The organism is Bacillus sp. FSL M7-1020 (genome assembly GCF_038050415.1).
Lineage (GTDB): Bacteria > Bacillota > Bacilli > Bacillales > Bacillaceae_G > Bacillus_A > Bacillus_A toyonensis.
This window is the reverse complement of sequence record NZ_JBBOTW010000001.1, coordinates 218,724-240,183: the sequence shown is the minus strand read 5'-3', so window position 1 is coordinate 240,183 and position 21,460 is coordinate 218,724. Positions and strand designations below refer to the sequence as shown.

At 34.5% G+C, this 21,460-nt stretch carries 21 protein-coding genes and 1 riboswitch; of the genes, 10 read left to right on the top strand and 11 right to left on the bottom strand.

Annotated elements, in window-relative coordinates; genetic code table 11:
* Positions 1-207 precede the first annotated feature (207 nt).
* The 3 genes from MHB70_RS01190 to MHB70_RS01180 all read left to right on the top strand — a co-directional run bounded on the left by MHB70_RS01190 (position 208) and on the right by MHB70_RS01180 (position 2,632).
* Positions 208-930, top strand: coding sequence for an amino acid ABC transporter ATP-binding protein (locus tag MHB70_RS01190; protein WP_000616929.1), 723 nt, complete (start codon positions 208-210; stop codon positions 928-930).
* A 121-nt stretch (positions 931-1,051) separates the two neighbouring features.
* The gene (locus MHB70_RS01185; RefSeq protein ID WP_000823745.1) at positions 1,052-1,846 is read left to right on the top strand and encodes an ABC transporter substrate-binding protein; all 795 of its coding nucleotides are present in this window, start codon (positions 1,052-1,054) and stop codon (positions 1,844-1,846) included.
* A gap of 93 nt (positions 1,847-1,939) precedes the next feature.
* A complete protein-coding gene (locus MHB70_RS01180) occupies positions 1,940-2,632 on the top strand; it encodes an amino acid ABC transporter permease (RefSeq protein WP_000461553.1) in 693 nt (230 codons plus the stop codon).
* A gap of 52 nt (positions 2,633-2,684) precedes the next feature.
* Here MHB70_RS01180 and MHB70_RS01175 read toward each other — a convergent pair whose 3' ends face one another.
* Complete coding sequence (locus tag MHB70_RS01175; RefSeq protein ID WP_000661221.1) at positions 2,685-3,770, bottom strand: fatty acid desaturase family protein; 1,086 nt, start codon at positions 3,768-3,770, stop codon at positions 2,685-2,687.
* Positions 3,771-4,351: 581 nt separating this feature from the next.
* Between MHB70_RS01175 and MHB70_RS01170 the strand changes: the two genes are divergently transcribed.
* Both MHB70_RS01170 and MHB70_RS01165 read left to right on the top strand, forming a co-directional pair.
* Positions 4,352-5,878, top strand: coding sequence for an FAD-dependent oxidoreductase (locus MHB70_RS01170; RefSeq protein ID WP_000199982.1), 1,527 nt, complete (start codon positions 4,352-4,354; stop codon positions 5,876-5,878).
* A 142-nt stretch (positions 5,879-6,020) separates the two neighbouring features.
* The gene (locus MHB70_RS01165; RefSeq protein WP_001183103.1) at positions 6,021-7,322 is read left to right on the top strand and encodes an MFS transporter; all 1,302 of its coding nucleotides are present in this window, start codon (positions 6,021-6,023) and stop codon (positions 7,320-7,322) included.
* 116 nt (positions 7,323-7,438) lie between these two features.
* Here the strand turns inward: MHB70_RS01165 and MHB70_RS01160 are convergent, their stop codons facing one another.
* Positions 7,439-8,221, bottom strand: a complete 783-nt coding sequence (locus MHB70_RS01160) for a nucleotidyltransferase domain-containing protein (RefSeq protein WP_001208227.1) — start codon at positions 8,219-8,221, stop codon at positions 7,439-7,441.
* A gap of 111 nt (positions 8,222-8,332) precedes the next feature.
* Complete coding sequence (locus tag MHB70_RS01155) at positions 8,333-9,442, bottom strand: PRK06851 family protein (RefSeq protein ID WP_000147480.1); 1,110 nt, start codon at positions 9,440-9,442, stop codon at positions 8,333-8,335.
* 150 nt (positions 9,443-9,592) lie between these two features.
* A riboswitch (SAM riboswitch) is annotated at positions 9,593-9,705 on the top strand.
* A gap of 85 nt (positions 9,706-9,790) precedes the next feature.
* On the opposite strand from MHB70_RS01155, the gene MHB70_RS01150 reads away from it, so the two are divergent.
* Entirely contained in the window at positions 9,791-10,423 is a 633-nt protein-coding gene (locus MHB70_RS01150; RefSeq protein WP_061529442.1) for a cyclase family protein, read from the top strand.
* A 28-nt stretch (positions 10,424-10,451) separates the two neighbouring features.
* Here MHB70_RS01150 and MHB70_RS01145 read toward each other — a convergent pair whose 3' ends face one another.
* The 7 genes from MHB70_RS01145 to MHB70_RS01115 all read right to left on the bottom strand — a co-directional run bounded on the left by MHB70_RS01145 (position 10,452) and on the right by MHB70_RS01115 (position 16,246).
* On the bottom strand, positions 10,452-10,832 hold the full coding sequence (locus MHB70_RS01145; protein ID WP_000424106.1) for a hypothetical protein: 381 nt from the start codon (positions 10,830-10,832) through the stop codon (positions 10,452-10,454).
* A 230-nt stretch (positions 10,833-11,062) separates the two neighbouring features.
* On the bottom strand, positions 11,063-12,289 hold the full coding sequence (locus tag MHB70_RS01140; protein ID WP_001046090.1) for an ATP-binding protein: 1,227 nt from the start codon (positions 12,287-12,289) through the stop codon (positions 11,063-11,065).
* A gap of 142 nt (positions 12,290-12,431) precedes the next feature.
* A complete protein-coding gene (locus MHB70_RS01135) occupies positions 12,432-13,697 on the bottom strand; it encodes a hypothetical protein (protein WP_000433167.1) in 1,266 nt (421 codons plus the stop codon).
* Between the two features lie 237 nt (positions 13,698-13,934).
* The gene (locus tag MHB70_RS01130; protein WP_001003899.1) at positions 13,935-14,603 is read right to left on the bottom strand and encodes a hypothetical protein; all 669 of its coding nucleotides are present in this window, start codon (positions 14,601-14,603) and stop codon (positions 13,935-13,937) included.
* Positions 14,604-14,781: 178 nt separating this feature from the next.
* On the bottom strand, positions 14,782-15,225 hold the full coding sequence (locus MHB70_RS01125; protein ID WP_061529443.1) for a hypothetical protein: 444 nt from the start codon (positions 15,223-15,225) through the stop codon (positions 14,782-14,784).
* Positions 15,226-15,245: 20 nt separating this feature from the next.
* Positions 15,246-15,770 carry a hypothetical protein gene (locus tag MHB70_RS01120; protein ID WP_000051642.1) on the bottom strand — a complete coding sequence of 175 codons (525 nt, stop codon included), beginning with the start codon at positions 15,768-15,770 and terminating at the stop codon, positions 15,246-15,248.
* Positions 15,771-16,006: 236 nt separating this feature from the next.
* Positions 16,007-16,246 carry a helix-turn-helix domain-containing protein gene (locus MHB70_RS01115; RefSeq protein ID WP_002037874.1) on the bottom strand — a complete coding sequence of 80 codons (240 nt, stop codon included), beginning with the start codon at positions 16,244-16,246 and terminating at the stop codon, positions 16,007-16,009.
* A gap of 180 nt (positions 16,247-16,426) precedes the next feature.
* On the opposite strand from MHB70_RS01115, the gene MHB70_RS01110 reads away from it, so the two are divergent.
* Complete coding sequence (locus MHB70_RS01110) at positions 16,427-16,795, top strand: hypothetical protein (protein ID WP_000235486.1); 369 nt, start codon at positions 16,427-16,429, stop codon at positions 16,793-16,795.
* A gap of 263 nt (positions 16,796-17,058) precedes the next feature.
* Here the strand turns inward: MHB70_RS01110 and MHB70_RS01105 are convergent, their stop codons facing one another.
* Positions 17,059-18,108 carry an NAD(P)/FAD-dependent oxidoreductase gene (locus MHB70_RS01105; protein ID WP_001078288.1) on the bottom strand — a complete coding sequence of 350 codons (1,050 nt, stop codon included), beginning with the start codon at positions 18,106-18,108 and terminating at the stop codon, positions 17,059-17,061.
* A gap of 331 nt (positions 18,109-18,439) precedes the next feature.
* Between MHB70_RS01105 and MHB70_RS01100 the strand changes: the two genes are divergently transcribed.
* From MHB70_RS01100 to MHB70_RS01090, 3 genes are read left to right on the top strand one after another with little or no spacing between them, the layout of a single operon-like run.
* Positions 18,440-19,357: an iron-hydroxamate ABC transporter substrate-binding protein gene (locus tag MHB70_RS01100; protein WP_000732566.1), complete on the top strand. Its 918-nt coding sequence runs from the start codon at positions 18,440-18,442 to the stop codon at positions 19,355-19,357.
* Between the two features lie 48 nt (positions 19,358-19,405).
* Positions 19,406-20,446, top strand: coding sequence for a FecCD family ABC transporter permease (locus MHB70_RS01095; RefSeq protein ID WP_002105669.1), 1,041 nt, complete (start codon positions 19,406-19,408; stop codon positions 20,444-20,446).
* Positions 20,443-21,450 carry a FecCD family ABC transporter permease gene (locus tag MHB70_RS01090; RefSeq protein ID WP_000982878.1) on the top strand — a complete coding sequence of 336 codons (1,008 nt, stop codon included), beginning with the start codon at positions 20,443-20,445 and terminating at the stop codon, positions 21,448-21,450. The genes MHB70_RS01095 and MHB70_RS01090 overlap by 4 nt, the downstream gene beginning before the upstream one ends.
* Positions 21,451-21,460 lie beyond the last annotated feature (10 nt).

The following is a 21,460-nucleotide window of genomic DNA, read 5'->3' as shown; positions in this document are numbered from 1 at the left end:
TTCTTTCCCCCTTCTTATAAGCAATATAAGTACTACCTATATATTATTATCCATATTTTCGTTATAGAAAGATATAGTGATTTTAAAAATCATTATTTCTTTGAATATTAAATCCCCTGAAAAAAATAAAGGATTCTGACAATTTATGACTAATAACAGAAATAAGGGGCAACATTTGTAAAATATATTTTTGACTGGGGGTTTTGTATGATTCAAGTTCGAAATCTAGTAAAATCATTTGGCTCACTTGATGTTTTAAAAGGAATTGATTTAGAAGTAAAAGAAAAAGAAGTTGTTGTTTTAATCGGTGCCAGTGGTTCCGGCAAAAGTACATTACTTCGTTGTCTTAACTTTTTAGAAATGTACGATGAAGGTGAAATTCACTTACAAGGTGAACGAATTGATCCAAAGCATTCAAATTTAAACAAAGTCCGTGAAAATGTCGGTATGGTTTTTCAACACTTTAACCTCTTTCCTCATATGACCTCACTAGAAAACATCATAGAAGCACCTATTCACGTAAAAAAATTGGAAACAGCAGACGCGAAGGACGTTGGGAATCAACTCCTACAAAAAGTCGGCCTACAAGATAAGGCGGATGTAACTCCTCACCTACTTTCAGGTGGTCAAAAACAACGCGTTGCGATTGCACGAGCTCTTGCTATGAATCCTAAAATTATGCTATTTGATGAACCTACCTCAGCCTTAGACCCTGAACTCGTTGGAGAAGTATTGCAAGTTATGAAAGAACTTGCTGAAGAAGGAATGACAATGGTGATTGTTACTCATGAAATGAATTTCGCAAGAGATGTAGCTGATCGCGTCATCTTTATGGATGACGGAAAAATTGTAGAGGATGCTCCGCCAGCGCAATTCTTTTCAGCTCCATCACATGAACGAGCAAAACAGTTTTTACGTAACGTTTTATAATGTAACTTCTATTTCAAACGTAAAGAAATACATTCATACGGTGCACAACTAATTGTCCAAATAAAATATCTCGATAACATACTTAAAACCATCCGTATGATCAATATATAGGAGGGGTCTTATGAAAAGAAAACTATTAACCATTGTTGCGAGTATTACACTATGTACATCATTCATACTGGGAGCCTGTAGTAAGGAAAGCTCGACTACTTCATCAAATGGTGAAAAGGAATTTCGTTATGCGATGAGTGGATTATACAAACCTTTTAACTATAAAGAAAATGACGGAAAACTTGCCGGATTTGATGTAGAAATAGGTGAGGCGCTCGCGAAAAAGATGGGAATGAAACCCGCTCCTATTACAAATCCGTGGGAAACGCTAATTCAAGGTCTACAATCAAAAAAATATGATGCGATATTAGGAAGTATGGCCATTACAGAAGAACGATTAAAAGCTGTTAGTTTCTCAAACCCATATTATCGCTCTGGTGCCCAGATTTTCGTAGCTAAAAAGAATACGTCTATCTCTTCTCCAGAAGATTTGAAAGGAAAGAAAATTGGTGTTGTAAAAGCTAGTACCTTTAAAACTCTTGTTTCAAAACATACAGATCAAATTACAGAATACGATAGTGATATTACCGCTCTTATGGACTTAGAGCCTGGGCGTGTGGACGCAGTAATCACTGATCAAATGGTTGGTCTTCGAATGATTAAAGAAGGTAAATCAAATATAAAAGAAGCTGGAAAACCATTAAATCTTGATGAAATGGGAATTGCTATTCGCAAAGATGATAAAGAAATGGTTAAAAAAGTAAATAAAGCTTTAGATGAAATCATTAAAGATGGTACGTACGAAAAGATTAGTAAAAAATGGTTTGGTCGTAATATTCTTGGAGAAGAGGCAAAAACGAAGTAAGTTAACTATTCAAAGATTCCATAAATCATGCCCCACTTTTTATGTGGGGTATTTCATTCCCTACTAAAATCTATACACTATGAGGTGAAACGCATGTTTGAAATTTTTATCTCTACCTACCCCACACTCTTAAAAGCTACTATTGTCACATTACAATTAACATTAACTTCCCTAGTACTCGGCTCATTAATTGGATTACTATTCGCTTTCTTTCGAATCTCTAACAATAAAGTTCTAAATAGTATCGCTCATGTCTACATCGCCATTATTCGTGGTACACCTTTAATTGTTCAAATCGCAATTCTCTATTTTGGTATTACATCTGTTGTTGTGTTCACCCCTTTTTGGGCAGGAGCAATTGCTTTAGCAATTCATAACGGTGCATATATTACCGAAATTTTCCGTGGATCCATTCAATCCGTTGACCGTGGACAATTAGAAGCTGCTCGCTCTTTAGGCATGCCTTACCCTTTGGCGATGCGCCGAATTATATTACCACAAGCATTTCGTCTATCTCTTCCTCCTCTAGGTAATCAATTTATTATTGGATTGAAAGATTCCTCACTTGTTGCTTACGTAGGACTGTCCGAATTATGGGGATCGGGTTTATCAATTGCCGCAAGTAACTTCCAACAATTAGATACATATGTAATCGTTGGTTTATATTATCTCGTACTCGTTCTCCTATTTACTTATTTTGTTAACCTTTTAGAAAAACGATTACAGCGCAAAGAGACAAACTCTATCCAAGTCCATACAAAGAATAAAAAAGAAGTTTCTTTATAAAAAAAAGCAAGCCTGAGATGGCTTGCTTTTTCACTGCAAAATATATCAAATTTTACTGATTTACTTTTTTAATACTCTCTTTTTCTTCTATATGTTCCTCACGATATGAAATATTATGAGGGTCTAATCCATTTCCTAAAGAACCGTAGAAATGTTCTCTATGCGGATCAACTAATTCACTTCCGTGATAATACACACGTGGTGTATTCCAAAGTGCTGCCAATGCTTTTGTCATCGGCATTTCGTGATAGCGTTCCGGCCACATTTCTTTAATCTTCTCTTTTACTAACGGATAGTATTTAGAGCTCATAGCAGGGAACAGATGATGTTCTGTATGATACGAGAAATTGAAATGTAAAACGTCTACCCAGCGCGGCACTGTTACTGATAAACAGTTTGCTAACGGATCATTTACTGGAACAATTGGATTTAAGCGGTGATTTGTTGCGATATATGCCATTACAATAAAGTTAGCAATTAACAACGGAATCACATATGCAAATAACCATTTTCCAGGTCCCATAATAAATAATAAACTAATCCAAACTGTCCAAGGCAAAAGAAGTTGAAGCCATACAGATTTTTGATTCGATGACTTAAATTCTTTTATAAAATGAAAGAACATTCGAGTTGAATGCAATGTAAATTGAATTGTTAGTGACAGGAAACTAAAGAATGAACGTACATGAAGAGGCATACGATATACCCAACTTAAAAACTTACTTTTTTTAAGCTTCTCAAGTGTCGGCCATGCATCTGGATCATTCTCTTCATGCTGTGTATGAACATGATGAGTTGCATTATGCCACTTTCTCCAAAGTTTTGGTCCTGTTGATAATGGCATAAATGCAATCGCGCCTAAGAAATCACGAAGCCATGCCTTTCTTACAACAGTTCCATGTAAAATTTCATGCCCTAAAAATCCAAGTGAAGCAAAACATAATCCAAGAACAATCGCAATTCCTAGATTCGCCCACACATTCAATTCAAATACACCAATCGATATTAACCCCGCCAATGCCACAAGCAAATAAGCCAGTCCACCAAATAAACGAGTAGGCACTGGTTTAAATGCTTTTTTCGGCAAATGTGGTGATACACGTGCTGCATACCACCCAAACGTATGAAGCTCCTTCATCCTTTTGCTCCTTTCTTATGCCGCGCCTTGCGCAACTTACATATATCAATTCTTGCTTCCAGATTGATTTTACTAGATGATCCAAAAAGCATCTATTATAAGGAAAATATACTCACTCTATCGTCACTTATTTTTCGCTTTTATTATCAATGAAAAACATTTCTCTTTTTACTCTCTATCAACCTTTCCACATGATGAATCATAACAATAGAATTTCTATATTGTCAACACCTTTTATGACCTAGTAATAAAAGGTGGTTATATTTTTATAATCATACTTTATTTCACTAAAGAAAATGTATAGATTCCATAAGGATTTACCCACTATATATAGACATTTTCTTAAACGCCATAGACTCTATCTCATTCAATAACTCCCTATGTAATCAACAAACAGAATCACTTGAATTTAGTTTTATATAAATCCTACCACTTCATAATGCCCCATCTAATTAATTATATTAAAATAATTTATAACCTCTTTTAATAAAAATAGACTACTTCTAAAACAACACACATGAATTTCATATATTATGGAAATATTAAAAGGAAAATTGTTCTAAAATCAGGAGGTTTCCGCAATGACAAGTGATACATTTCCACAACTGCCGCTATCTTATTGGATTGAATCTACTCAGTTTCCTACTTTCCCTCGTTTATCCGAAAATATAAAGACAAAAGTTGCTATTATCGGTGCTGGTATTACAGGTATTACTACTGCCTATTTACTTGCAAAAGAAGGCATCGATGTTGTTTTAATTGATTCTGGTCGTATTTTAAACGGAACGACTGGGCATACAACAGCAAAAGTAACAGCACAACATGATCTTATTTACGATGAATTAATAAATCATTTCGGTGTGGAAAAAGCCAGGCTTTACTATGAATCAAATAATCATGCTCTACAATTCATAAATGACACTGTGCAAACATATAAAATCGACTGTAATTTTTCAAATGAAGATTCATACTTGTATACAACTACTGATAACGGTTTAAGAAATTTATCGAAAGAATATGAAGCTTATCAAAAATTAAATATACCTTGTGACTATGTTCAATCTCTATCGATTCCTATTCCAGTACAATCTGCACTTGTAATGAAAAATCAAGCGCAATTCCACCCCCTCCTTTATTTGAAAACACTTTTAGAAAAGTTTGTGGAGATGGGAGGAAAGGTCTATGAACAAACAACAGCTATGGATGTGGAAAAAGGAGATTATCCACAAGTAATTACAAAAGAGGGGCATCGCATCACTTGTGAATATGTCGTCTCTTGTTCTCACTTTCCTTTTTATGATGCGAATAGCTTTTTCTTTACGCGAATGTACGCAGAACGCTCCTATGCTCTTGCAATAAAAGCAAAAACAGATTATCCAGGTGGCATGTATTTAAGTATTGATGATCCAAAACGCTCCTTACGCTATATAACAAACAATGGAGAAAAGTTGATTTTGATTGGCGGAGAGAGCCATAAAACGGGACAGGGAATAAATACGATGCTTCATTATGAAGCACTCTATTCTTTTGCTGAAGCAACTTTTGGAGTAGATGAAGTTCCCTATAGATGGTCAGCGCAAGATTTGATTACGCTAGACAAGCTCCCTTATATCGGACATATTAACGAAAGCAATCCAAATATATTTGTTGCAACTGGATATCGCAAATGGGGAATGACAACAGGAACTGCTGCAGCTCATTTACTGAAGGATTCCATTCTAAAAGTCCACAGCCCATATAAAGAGCTGTTTGCACCATCACGCTTTCATGCAAATCCAGATATAAAAACATTCCTTTCTCAAAACATTGATGTTGCTAAACATTTAATTGAAGGGAAACTTGAAACTGCATTACGTAAACCAGAGGATCTTGAAGTTGGCGAAGGATCCGTTGTACATGTCAACGGTAAACGAGCAGGTGCTTATAAAGATAAAGAAGGAAAACTACATATCGTCGATACGACTTGTACACACCTCGGCTGTGAAGTTGAATGGAATAACGGTGATTGTACTTGGGATTGTCCTTGCCACGGTTCTCGTTTTTCAATTGATGGCGATGTTATGGAAGGGCCAGCAGATCAACCATTAAAACGAGTTGATAACGAATAAAAAAACAAAGAAGTTCAACAAGAATCCTGTTGAACTTCTTTGTTTTTCATGACACCTTTTCATATAAATTTCGACATAAGAAGGGGAATATTAACAGTAAATAAAATAATATATTCATCTACAAATAAAAGGGGTGAATACTATGCAACCTTCTGCTCCACCTCATCTAGAATCTACAGAAACTATCTTTTCAAGCTCTATTACAAAACTTGTTGTTTTTATTTGTTGGCTCGCCATTCTAGCTGACGGATATGATTTAGGTATTTACGGTGCCGTTCTGCCAAAGCTTTTAGAAGACAACAGCTGGGCACTATCACCAGCTCAAGCTGGAACAATTGCCAGCTATGCTCTATTTGGGATGTTTATTGGCGCTATTCTAATCGGAACCATTACAGATTTAATTGGACGAAAGTGGACACTTATATGCTGTTTAGCTCTTTTTTCTATCACAATGGGCTTAGCTGCAATTGCTCCTTCTCCTGAAGTATTTGGGCTATCTCGATTTATCGGAGGAATCGGATTAGGCGGTGTTATCCCAACGGCTTCCGCACTTACTGTTGAATATTCATCAAAAAAACGGCAATCTTTTATTTATGCTCTTATGTTTACCGGCTATCCTTTAGGTATCGTGTTAGGTGCTATTTTATCCATGTTTATGTTAGAAGATTTCGGATGGAGAATTATGTTTGGCATCGGAATGATTCCGCTACTCCTCATTCCTTTCATTATTCTTTATTTACCTGAGTCCATTCAATTTTTATTATCGCGGAATCGACAAGAAGAAGTGAACAAAATTCTTAATCGCTTTCAAATTGAATTCCATGTAAAAGATGAAATTTCTGAAGCACCATCTAATATACAAAAGAAAAATGGATTTCTTACGTTATTCTCAAAAGAATACATAAAAGCAACGCTACTTTTTTGGATCACTTATATAATGGGAATGTTTTTAATATACGGTTTAAATACTTGGTTACCACAGATGATGCGTCAGGCAGGATATCCTCTTGGATCTAGTTTATCATTTCTACTTATGCTAAATATTACTGCAGCTATCGGCGCATTATTTGCTGGGGCGATTGCCGATCGTATAGGAGCAAAAATTGTTATTAGCATCTCCTATCTTATGGCAGCCATATGTATTGGACTACTAACAATTAAACCATCTGTTACAATCATTTATCTTTTAATTGGTCTTGCTGGAATTGGATCAGTCGGTATTACTCAAATATTAAATGCTTATGTAACACAATACTTCCCATCACATATACGAGCTACCTCCTTAGGCTGGGGACTTGGACTTGGCCGAGTTGGTGCAATTGCTGGACCTATTCTTGTCGGTATTATTATGACAATGCAATATGACTTAGCATGGAATTTTTACTTATTCTCTTTTGCAGGTCTTATCGCAGCTATATCTGTTTTCTTTATTCCTACAAAATAAAGTGAAACTTTAATCAGTGTTGAGGTGCATCCCCAGCTGATTATTAGTCCACACCAATCAGGCGTTTACGGGCAGTAAGGCTCCCACAAATAGCGGGATAAAAAAAGAGCACAAATTTACTTGTGCTCTTTTTTATTTACTTCAAACAACATATTTCTAAATAGTGTATTCAAACTCTCAATATCAATCCCTAATCCCTTTTCAATCCCTTTCACGTATTGCTGATAATAATCAATTTGTTCTTCTAAAAATTGATTTAACACTTGAATTTTCAATCCAACATCTAATTCCGTACCCGCTTTTTTCTTTATTAACAACTTCTCAATCTCATTCAATACACTACGTTCTATAGATAGTTCTGTAATCAAACGATTAAATTCTACTGGAGGTAATGTCCCTTTCTCTTCTAGCCACTGACAAGCTAAAATAGGACGTAATACATAAAAGTACTTTTTCAACTTTACATTCTCGCCTTGCAAAAATTCACGATAATTTTTTGAAGCCATATGTAAGTAATGATATATCGTTGCTTTTGGATCAAAATTCTTTTCACTCATTTGCTGAAGCTGCTCTGGAAAGTTAGAGTTTTTCGAATAAAAAATTGGTGATCGAATCCACTCAAGTAAAGCTGGATTTGACTTCGCAAACAGTTGTAATGCCTTTTTAATATCCCAGCCACTTATATCTAAGTCATCACTAATTGGATATTCAATTACATCACGTTTATCATGAATTGATAAATACCATTCTACCGGATGTATATAAACAAACCTAACATCATAATCGCTATCTTTCGATGGAAATCCCCAAGCACGACTCCCCGATTCCACTGCAAATAAAATTTTCACATCATTCTCTTCTTCAATTCTTTCTAACTCTAATTCAATTTTTTCTCTCATTTCATACCATCCCCATTTTTTGATTATTTCCTTGGAAATTCGACAAATATACTATTAATTTTACTACACACTAAAATAACTGCCAGAATTTTTCTGACAGTTTAACAAAGACTATTTTTTCTTTTCAATTACAGTAGCGGTAATTCGTTCAAACTCTTTTTGAATTTCCTCTTTATATGCATCCACTTTTGAAAAATCCATGGCAGCAATATAAATTCGTTCTAATTTATCACGAACTGATTTTGCTTTTGCTAAGAAAGACATCGCCTCATTCATTTTTGCTTTATATTGAATGGAAACGTCACGAATTTCTGTAGCATACTTCTCATCCGTCCCCGGTTTAACAATAAGAGCATACATATCTATAATCTCATCACCCACGCGACTTGGAAAATATTCATGTGGTGCGGTACTATCAAAAATTGCAAATCCTAATTCTCTTACAATAACCATATCAAGACTATTCGGGTCAAATCCGCAATGATATACTTCAACGTCAAAACCTTTTTCTTCTGCTGCCTTCGATAACTTTTTGAGCATTGTTGATTTTCCAGAGCCCGGGCGTCCTTTTATAAAATAACGATGTGGCAATCCTTCTGTTAAATTAGGAACAAAATCAACTGCTCCTTTCGGTGTAGCAGCTCCTAAAAAACGATGTTTCACAATCGATTGTTGCCCCTTTTTATCTGCAAATAATTTCTGAATTAGCTGATCTGTTAGTTCATTTGCTTTATTAAAATCAATGTTATTAATATATATTTTCTCCCACTCATCATGTATAACTAATGCCTCTTTAAAACATCCGTAAGCAGATTTGAAAGCCTTGCTCGCTTCTGATACAAACCGTTCAATTTCTACCTTCTGCTTTCTTAATTTACCTGAGTCCCAAGCAACTCCTAAATTTATATACTCTTCAATAACTCCTGGCATTTTCGGCTCAATAACATGCGGTGATGTTCCATCAACAATTCCTACTTTTAATTTTGGAATAATCACCCCATCAACCGACTTATTATCAGAAGAACAATGCAAAAGCTCAATATCATATCCTTTTTCAACCCATTCACGACCTATTGCCTTAATTAAAGAAGATTTTCCCGTTCCTGGACCACCCTTTAAAATAAACAACCTATCTAGCCCTTTTAAATTCTCTTCGTATAAATTATGAAATCCTCTAGCTGTATTACCACCAGCATAATAATTTAACACATTCCCTGTCACTGCACTCACTCCTTCGCAACAGTCTACTTACATAAGCTACAATATGCGAGCAACTTTATTTGGGTGAACACCTAATTTGTATTGCATGAAAAAAGGAAATGAATTACAATTTAAATATCATGAATATTTCGAATTCCGAAACTGAATAAACCTTTATCAAGAGAGGCAGAGGGACCGGCCCTTTGAAGCCCAGCAACCTCAGTTTATAAGAACTGAATAGGTGCTAATTCCTGCAAAATGCATTGCATTTTGGAAGATAAAACGCAACTAGTATGTAAAGCCCATCTTTCTTGATCATGAAAGATGGGCTTTTTATTATTTGAAAAACATATATTGGAGGTATTTAAAATGAAAGTAATTGATCTATCACAAACGTTTGAAAATAATATGTCTCAATTTCCCGGAACACCAACAATCCAACTAGAAGCCATTACAAGCGTTGAAGAAACAGGATATCAAGTTACAGATTTCCATTCGGTCGTTCATGTCGGTACACATTGCGACGCTCCTGCGCATTTTATTTCTGGTGCAACAACGATTGATCAATTGCCCCTTGATCAGTTTGTAGGTGAAGCAGTTCTCATCGATGTCACTCATGTTCAAGAGAGAAAACTCCCTAAAGAAGTATTGCATAATGCCGGCATAAAAAAAGACGATATTGTCATTTTCCATTCTAATCTATCTAATAAATGGAATACAGAAGCTTATGAGAAAGAAGCATTTTATCTTTCCGAAGAATTAGCTGAAGAACTAGTTGAATTAAAAGTAAAATCAGTCGGTTTAGATTTTATTTCTCCCGATGAGGTAACGACAGAAACATCACCCATTCATCACATACTGTTAGGCAATAATATTTTCTTAATTGAAAACTTAACAAATCTAGATGCTATTAAAGCGAAACGTTTCTTTTTCTCAGCAGCACCTTTAAAAATTAAAAATAGTGACGGTGCTTTCGCAAGGGCATTCGCTGTTATTTTTTAAAATATGGACTACAAAAAAGCAAAGATCATCACTGACCTTTGCTTCTATATTTTTTATTTACATTAAGGAAAAATTGTTCCAACCGGGGACGTACCCAAGCTAAATAATCTTTCTCTTTCTTCTTTGTACAAGCTATCTCTTCCCCATCTACCATTCCAACAAGTTCTAGCTCTAACAGTTGCCTCGTGAATGCTAGTATATTTACTTCTTCTGCTGGATACTCTTCTTTTAATTTCTCCTCAATTTCTCCCAATAAAAAACCGTCACGCATCATTGCCAATGCATCAATCCAAAGTGGCGGCATTTCATATTTTTCTCCTGTAATTGTATCTTTTACAATATAATTCTTTTGCTCTTTTCGAAATTGAATCGTGTGTAAGCATACAGTCGAATTTAATGTTAATTCCATCAATACCACCTCTTTCATCATATCTGCATAGAAAAAAGGATGCGCGGGCACCCCTTCTTTTCTTTTCATAACACTACCGAACCGTTACATGAGTAACCAATCTCATGTCGATATTTTCCTCCATTATAAACGAAGTATTTTATAAAAAAAACCCTTCTTGAAACATTTTATTAAATGTTTATATTTACACAAGAAGAACACTTTTCTGAAAAATATTTTCTTCTACTTCGCTACATCGTCGGTAAATAAATTTCCACTTTCGTTCCCACACCCATACTACTTTGAATCGTGATACTCCCTTGATGTTCTTTAATAATTTTATATGTAATCATTAAACCAAGCCCTGTACCATTCTCCTTCGTTGTGTAAAAAGCCTTTCCAATCTTCTCTAATTTTCCTGCCTCTATACCAAATCCTTGATCCTCGACAGCAATACACAAATACCCCTTAGTTTTTTCATATGCCCGAATATGAATATCCCCACCTTCTGGCATTGATTCTATTCCGTTTTTAATAATATTTAACAACACTTGTTTTAATTGTTTATCATCACCGTTTATAACGGGTAAGTTTCCATCTATTTGCAAATAAACTTTCACTTTATATTGACTCGCATAACTTTCCATTAACTGCACAACATATAAAAGGATTTCCCGTATGTTACACCATTCATAATTTGTTGGTTTCGGTTTTCCTAATAACATCAATTCGCTAACAAATCCGTTAATTCTCTCAATTTCTTGTAACATTATTTCATAGCTCATCATATCTTCAGGGTTTCTTTCTTTTTGCATTTGCGTAAACCCCTTCAAAGCCGTTAATGGATTTCGGATCTCATGCGCAATTGTTGTAGACATAGTCCCAATTACAGCTAAATTTTCCGTCTCTTTCATATTGTTCATCATTTCAACAACCGTTCTTACATAAGATTGAAATCGTTTCAACAAAGAATGTGAAATAATGAAATAGAATACACATAAGACAAGCGGAATCACAACTTTTAGATCTTGTAGTATCAATGTAAAAAGTACGTACTTTCCAATTACACTAAAGGAAACTAAATAAAAATATTTTCTGTTCACGAAAACCGGTGCAAATAAAATTAATAACATTTCTACCATACTACCATGTTCAAAAGCTCTATCCGTTCGCAAATAAATCATTAAATTATTTATAAGATTGATAAACATGTAGCCAAATAAAAATAAATATTTTATAGAATATACATAACCTCTTTTTTGAAGATACATTGAAATAGGGAATAATGCTATTACAAATATATATACGCCTATCCCAAGGCTTCCTTCTGGCCATCCTACCGTTGTTCCATTAATATTCATAGCAGGATATACAAAATAATATATAGCGTCATATGAAAAAAATATAATATAGAATAATAATATAAATACCTTTAAAGCTTTTCTTTCTTCATAAATCAAGCTCTTGTATTTGTTCATATAAAAACTCCCCTTGATCGATACGAAAAAAAATCCCCACCGTTATCTCCTTAAATTATAAGTATGAAATTGCTTTCAGGGCAATACGTAACCTTATAATACTAAAAAGGAAGGAGACTTCTCCTTCCTTTCTAGTCACAACTTATATCCATCTGACCCTATCATGTAGCAGTCCATCCGTAAAATCATTATGCCCTATTACAAAATCCTTCATATATAAATTTAAATATTCACCGTACTTACTTTCTGTATTTAATAATAATTCCTCGACATAATAAGCACCTTGTCCAAAGTGATCTAAAAGTAAACTACACAAACCTGCATAAATTCCGCACCCTACTTGGAAGTAAGTTGCATTCGTTTTATATTTATGAAAAACTTGGCTACTATTCATTACGTTATACATATACGTCTCGCCATTTTCATAAACGAGTAATACACCTACTAGATCCTCTCCTGCAACCTCTTCTTCCGCTGGATTGAATACTTTACGATTCCAGTTCCATAAATCTTCTACCTTATCTAAGTTCTGTCTAATTACATTTGTTGTATACTCATTAATTCGGTAAAGAAAACCAACTTCCATGTTGAAATTTTTCCCTAAAATTAAAACTTCCTCATGTGGCATTAAGCAACCATAAAACTCTCTTTTTCCTAACTTCACTTTATACTCTGAAGCATATACATCCTCATAAAAATAAAGAGGACGATGATGACTCATATACATCGGATAACTCCATATCGCTTCGTCTAGAAATCGCTCTACTGCCCATGACGTATAAAGTGTATACGGCTTTATAAGTGCCGTATCATTCAAAAACGACGTATCATGTTCTACAATATAGCATGCTTGTGGCTGTTCATTCGGCCGTTCTTTCATAAGTTCAACAACCATCCATTGAACAACACCTGGATTCATACCTGAACCTATAATCGCTTTTGTATTTGTAAATTTTTCTTTCTCTTTCTCAAACCTCGTATATCGTTCCGTAAGCTGAAATCCAAGTAAACTATCGTCCTGATCTACTGCCTCATTTTCCAAAGCTGAATTAATATAAAAGATTCCAAGTTCATTACAACAGCTCAGTACCCTGATCGTATCTGCACCCGAAACATCAATAACAACACTCGTACTTTTTTCTGTTAAATGCTGTTTAAATTTCACTACATCTTGAAGGTCTATTTCATATAATGACAAATGACCTTTCAAATTTGGAAACAACTCATCATAATAAGCCCTATCTTTTTGTTTTATATCAACCAAATGAAATGTAACATTCTTTATCACTTCATAAATTGGATCTTTTTCATTTGCTATCGCTTGATTTAAAATTGCTAAAACTGCCTTCGCTGCTCCACCAGCACTACCAAGTAATGTAATCGATAACGAATTTGGAAACGGCTCCACAAATAAAACCCCTTTAGTAAATTAGTTGAGCAGTTCTTCCTCAAAAAATAAATTGAATACATCAAAAGGTGGCTCGTACATATTTTTTATAATTTAGCACAAGATTGCCTCTTCAAAAATCATACTAACATAATTTATATTCAATTCATTTTTCCCCTCATATCCAAATCGAACTAAACAAACAGGCCCGACCTTTCCTTCTGCATATAAAAGAAAAAGCCAGCCCTTTCAACTAGCCTACGGACAATGGACAGATTTTACATGTTGAATATTCACATACATTTTTGCATCACGCGCTTTTAGTATTTCAATATGTCCTTCATCGATCTTCGCCATTTTTCCAATTTTATTGGATTCCTCACCTAAATCGAACACCATAATCTTTCCATACATTTTAATAAGTTGCTCCTCAAACGTTCGAGCTAACGTAATATTTAATGGATTTACGGGGAGTTCATTTTTATTGAGGGAATAAGGCACTTGGTTTTCTTTATACGGAATTAACCATTTTAAGTGCTTTAAAGATATATATACAGTTTTATAGACTGGACTATAAAAAACAATATAATCGTTCATTACACTTGTAACATATCCATGTATTGGAGCATTACCTGCTACATAAATTTCTGTGAAAATCCCTTTAGATGTGCTTAATACTTTCCTCAAAGAAATTGAAGGAGATTCCCTTTTAATTACAGAATCTACATCAGGTTTTAATATTTCTTCATCATATGGTCTTAAAAACTTATAATATTGGATATGATATAAAGATATATATACGTAGTCTTGTCCATTGTAAAGAACAACAATATCATTTCCTACATCGATTAATACGCCTTTAAATCTCTTTTCACCAATTAATTTAACATATATATTTTCTCCAATACTTTTGTGTAACTCATTCATCTATATCCTCCTTCCTATGAAATTACAATTTCCCTTTCTTTTATTCTAAAAATAATCAGGGGCAATGTTCTGTTTTTTAATAGTAAGAAACCCTTTTTCATATATCCAAAAATAATTACAGAGAAATATGAAATCATTCTTCATTTTCAATCATAATGCCCCTTTTATTTATTAAACATTATTCTTCTTCACTCTTTTTGTTTTTAACTATTTGACTCACACTCTTAATATGGGAATTAATCACATAAATGACCTCATCACCATTAACTAGTGTAATATTTCCATCATGTATATCACTTAATAAACCTTCCACACACTCTGGTCCACCACGATTAATCTTTATCCATTTATACTTCAAGTCATTTAATGCATCTAAAAAAGTATCTTCTTCCGCATAAAAACATGAACCATATTCTCCTTGTGCCTCTTTCACTTTTCTGACTAGACTCTTCACATGTTTCAGTTGATAATACACTAATTCTCCATGAGGTAATTGTAGTGTAAGGTAATCTTTTCCTAACAATGACAGTACACCTACTCGACTTTCCGGTCCACGAAGATTTACTTTTACATTCTCACCAACTAAACCTTTGATTTGATCACAGCATAATACACTCTCCAATTTTGTACCCTCCTTTCTTATTATCTTCCTCTACTTGATTGTCTTTGTGCACGAGCGCGACCTGAATTATTGCTGTTTTCATTACTTTTCTCATCGCTACTCTCATCACTACTCTCTCCACTTACTGGTGCATTATAATTAACACTCTTAATATGAGATAGTGCAATTAATACAACTTCTTCTTTAATAATCAATGTTACATAACCGCCAGAAACATCTTGTAAAATACCTTCAATTTTCTCTGGTCCACCACGGTTAATTTTCACCCAGCGGTATTTGAAGCTTTGAAGTAGCGTTTCAAAGTCTTCTGCAATGTCTTCTTCCACCCATTCTAAATCACCTACTCCACCATCTTTCGTATTTTGGGTAATGCTTTTCAGATGGCGAAGCTGGTAGTAATGGCTCTCTCCTTTTTCATTCTCTAATCCGAAGTAGTCCGCACCTAATGATACTATTGTTCCTTTTTGAGATTCTGGTCCACCTCTGTTCACTCTTACATAAGATCCAATTAAGTCTTTCAAAAAATCCCAATGAAATAAACTCACGAGAAAACCCCTTCCATTAATTTATAAGCTTTTGCACTGATAGTATATGTATCTGTACAGGTTACGTTCTCTATGTTTGTCCTAGCTCGAAAAAAATATGCTTTTAACATGGTAGACTACTACCTATCAAAATTCTAAGAAATCCTGAGGGCTCCTTAGGATTTTGATGTCTTTAGATAAAAAAATCCCGTATGAAGATACATTTCTGCATATCTTCATACGGGATTTCCTAAAGTTTAGTCTTCGTCTTTAACGTCCATATCTTCTGGAATTGGTTCGTTTAATATTTCTTCCACTAATTGTTTATATTTCTCCATTTGTTCTAAATGCGTGTTGAATTGTTCTTTATTTAATAAATATTGCTCTCCATCGAATAGCGCACGAACTTTCTTTTGCTGAATTAGCTCTTCAATATACGATTTTGGTAAATTCAAATACTCCGCAGCTTCTTCTATTGTTATATACAATGCGTTCATTCCTTTATTGTTTTTTCATATATACTGTATCTTACTTTATTTTTGTAAACAAATAAAAAAGATTTTGTAAATGCAGTTTAAAAAGCAGGTAGAACCATTCCATATATTGTATAATAATATAGTAAGTATTTTTTTAAATATAGAATGGTATCACCCATTTACACAAAGGAGAGTTAACATATGGCTACTCGTCACATCATTACAATGTTAGAAAAAACATTACAAGTTGAAACAGAAAATACAACTTCTCATTTAACTACATCTTTATCTGATCGTATTCTTTCTCAAGGCGTAGCAATACACGAAAACAATTGTTATCATACAATTGGTGAATGGTACAAAAATCATTTCTTATTCCAACAAGATGATTTTCTATGGGCTAAATATGCTTTCTACGACGCATATTGTGAAGCGATAAAAAAACAAGGCCATCTTACAAAACGCGTTCGTCAAATATTAGAATCATTGGCTCGAAAACATGGAAAACAATACATTGCTTCTATACTAAATATGCCATTTCCTAATGAACGAGCAAAAGGAACAGCGTAAACAAAACATAGATTCATTGTTTTCTAGACTGATTTACAAATAAAATGTTCATGTCATATGAACTGATGAAACCGGTGTCATAATAATGATTGAAAATATAGTAAACAGGAAAACCCCCATTTACATCTCTCGTCTATTTGAATAGAGAAGTAAATGGGGGTATACTTGTACCTTTATCCGGCTATTTGTGGGTAGTAAAAGCCCGATTGGTGAAGGTTAATAATCAGTGCAGGATAGCCCCCACTGATTAAAGTTTCACTTTATTATTTCATCATTTGCTTTATCAATTCTCGATTTCGTTTTTTAAATACTTCATTATGCGAAGAAACCATTCCGTACTCACTTGCATCTGGCTGAATAAATTGTTTCGCTTTATTCACAGCATTTCCAGCATCTTGGAATGCTCCCGCAATTAAATGCAATTTCCCATCATGTTTCAAAATATCTCCCGCAGCATATAATCCATCTACAGAAGACTCACTATTTGCATTACCTGCAATATAAAAATTATCTATAATCGCAACGTCCAACTCACTATTTTCTAATAATGTAATGTCACGTTCATATCCATGATTAATAATAACTTCATCAATAGGTAAATGAGAAACTTCACCTGTCTCATGATTCGTTAATTCTACATATTCAATCGCTTCATGATTATCACCAGCAATTAATTTTGTAATCGATGTATTCAGAAAACACTTCGCTGAGCTGTTCATTAGCTGTTTTACTTGTGCTTCATGACCAGATAATTCTTCTTTTCTATATGTTACATACACTTTTTTCGCGATTGGTTCTAATTCGTTCGCCCAATCAACGGCAGAATTTCCTCCACCAGAAATAATGATCGTTTTATCTTTGAAACGCATTAAAGATTTAACTGTATAATTTAAATTCGATACTTCAAATCGCTCCGCACCTTCAATCGATAACTTTTGCGGTTTCAATATACCGCTTCCAGTTGCGACGATAATTGTTTTTGAAAAATGTTCTTCGCCAGTACTTGTTTTTAACGTAAAAGTTCCATCTTCATTACGAATAATTGATTCTACTTTTGTATTTAATACAACTTCCGGCTTAAATGTTAGCCCTTGCTGTACAAGTTGTTCAATTAATTTATCACCTGTAACTGGCAATAGCCCTCCTACATCCCAAATCATCTTCTCCGGATAAACATGTATTTTTCCACCTAACTGTGGTTGAAATTCTATTATTTTCGTTTTCATCTCTCTAAGTCCACTATAAAAAGCTGAATAAAGCCCTGCAGGTCCTCCGCCTATTACAGTTACATCAAACAATTCTTCTCGATTCATTCGTGCTCACTCCTCAGCTATCAATCATTGATTATCATTCTCAATAAAATATAACCTGTTTCCGCAAAATTTACAATCAAAATTACTATTGACAATACACCTATATAAAATTATATTATTTAAAGAATCAATAGTGATAATCATTATCAATTTGTTAATAATTAGCAAATTGAGATTACATCTTCTTTCATTAATATGGTTAATACTATATTGTGAAATCTCACATTCAAGATTTTTAATAAATTATTTTGCATTACCACTACTCTTTCAAAAAGATTGCAGTTAAACAAATTATTGTATACACATACATCTACGTTAAAGGAGAAAGACGATGAAAAAGTTATTTATTTCACTAACAGTTCTTTTCGTTCTTGTTATGAGTGCTTGTAGCAACGGCTCTACAGACAAAAAGAACGATGCAAAAGGTAGTAAATCAGAAACAATTACATACCAATCTGAAAATGGTAAAGTAGAAGTTCCTGCAAATCCAAAACGCGTTGTTGTTTTATCAGCATTCGCTGGTAACGTAATGTCATTAGGAGTAAATGTTGTTGGGGTAGATTCATGGTCGAAACAAAACCCACGTTTTGATAGTAAACTTAAAGATGCTGCTGAAGTATCAGATGAAAATGTTGAAAAAATCGCTGAACTAAACCCTGATTTAATCATTGGTTTATCAAATATTAAAAATGTCGATAAGTTAAAGAAAATTGCTCCTACTGTAACATACACTTACGGAAAAGTTGATTACTTAACACAACATTTAGAAATCGGTAAGTTATTAAACAAAGAAAAAGAAGCAAAAACTTGGATTGATGATTTCAAGAAACGTGCACAAGAAGCTGGTAAAGAAATTAAAGCAAAAATTGGTGAAGATGCAACAGTATCTGTTGTTGAAAACTTCAATAAACAGCTTTATGTATACGGGGAGAACTGGGGCCGCGGAACAGAAATTCTGTACCAAGAAATGAAATTAAAAATGCCTGAAAAAGTAAAAGAAAAAGCTTTAAAAGAAGGTTACTACGCATTATCTACTGAGGTATTACCTGAGTTTGCTGGTGATTACTTAATCGTAAGTAAAAACAAAGATACTGATAACTCCTTCCAAGAGACAGAATCATACAAAAACATTCCAGCAGTAAAAAATAATCGCGTATACGAAGCAAACATGATGGAATTCTATTTCAATGATCCACTTACATTAGATTTCCAACTAGACTTCTTCAAGAAAAGCTTTCTTGGTAAATAATACAAAAATGAGGAATTCTTAATTTAAGAATTCCTCTTCCTTTATTCTATGAACAGAAAAGATGTGAAACGAATGACAAAAGATCATGACAATCCACGTTCTATAGCTTTTACATACAAACTAATTTTGAGCATAATTGCATTCTTTCTAATTTTTATGGTTGCAATGGTATTAGGGGCTGCAGATACTTCTATAAAAGACGTATGGTTAGCACTCACTTCCTCGGCTCAAGGAGACAAAATATCTATTATTCGTGAAATACGTTTACCACGTGAAGTTGCTGCTATTTTTGTAGGGGCTGGACTAGCCGTTTCTGGGGCAATTATGCAAGGTTTAACACGAAACCCCCTTGCAGACCCTGGCTTACTTGGGCTAACGGGTGGCGCAAATGCTGCACTTGCACTAACACTTGCTTTCAACCCTTCCATAAGCTATCTGTACTTAACATTAGCTTGCTTTATCGGGGCTGCGGTTGGGGCAATTATGGTATTTGGAATTGGTATGGTGAAAAAAGGCGGACTTTCTCCTCTTCGAATTGTATTAGCAGGTGCTGCAGTTTCAGCATTTCTACTCGCAATTTCAGAAGGAGTCGGCATTTACTTCAAAATTTCACAAGATGTATCACTTTGGACTGCTGGAGGGGTGATTGGAACTACTTGGAGTCAATTGAAAATTATTATTCCAGTCATTTCAATAAGTATCTTTATCGCTATCTTATTTGCAAGAAAATTGACAGTCCTTAGTTTCAGTGAAGAAGTTGCTGTTGGACTCGGTCAAAAAATCATTGTTATTAAAACAATTTTGTTTATCATTATTATCTTACTTGCTGGTGCTTCTGTGGCGCTTGTCGGAAATATGGCATTTATCGGTTTAATGATACCTCATATGGTGCGTCCTATTGTTGGTCCAGATTACCGATTTATTATTCCGATGTCAGCAATTGCTGGTGCTTCCTTTATGTTACTTGCAGACACAATCGGACGTACAATTAATGCTCCGTATGAAACACCCGTTGCTGCTATCGTCGCAATTGTAGGATTACCATTCTTCCTATTCATTGTTCGCAAAGGAGGAAAAACATTCTCATGATGCCATCTATTTTAAGAAAACAACGTCTTATTATACTCGCATTACTTATACTAACTATTACAACCATTGTAATTGGAATGGGACTCGGTTCAGCATCTTTATCTTATGATCGACTACTCCCAACGCTAATGGGACAAGGTTCATTTAAAGAAGAATTCGTTTTATATTCTTTAAGACTACCTAGAATTATCATTACAGTATTAGCTGGTATGGCACTCGCTTTATCAGGTGCTATCCTTCAAGGCATTACACGTAACGATTTAGCTGAACCTGGTATTCTCGGGATTAACTCTGGTGCTGGTGTTGCTGTTTCTATTTTCTTTTTATACTTTCCAATAGATGTAGGTTCATTTCTTTATTTACTACCAGTCGTTGGATTTATCGGGGCTTTTCTTACAGCTGTTTTAATTTACGTATTTTCATATAGTCAATCAACAGGGCTTCAGCCAATACGATTAACATTAACCGGTATCGGTTTTTCATTTGCACTATCTGGAGCAATGATTGTCCTTATTTCATCTGCTGATCGTATGAAAGTCGACTTTATCGCCAAATGGATTGCCGGAAACATTTGGGGAGATGATTGGATCTTCATTTTCGCAATGCTCCCATGGTTAATCGTATTAATTCCATTTGTTTTCTATAAAGCAAATCGATTAAACATTTTAGCATTAAACGAACCAGTCGCAATCGGCGTTGGAATTGAAATTGAAAAAGAACGCAGATACTTATTAATTGCAGCCGTTGCACTTGCAGCTGCAGCAGTTTCCGTAACAGGAGGAATTAGCTTTATCGGGCTGATGGCTCCTCATATCGCAAAATCTTTAGTAGGCCCAAGACATCAAATCTTCATGCCTATCGCCCTTTTAATCGGCGGATGGCTATTACTATTAGCAGACACAATCGGACGAAACATCGTTGAGCCTAACGGTATTCCGGCAGGTATTGTCGTTGCTTTAATTGGTGCTCCTTACTTTATGTATTTATTGCTTAAGAAAGCATAAAAAACACCCT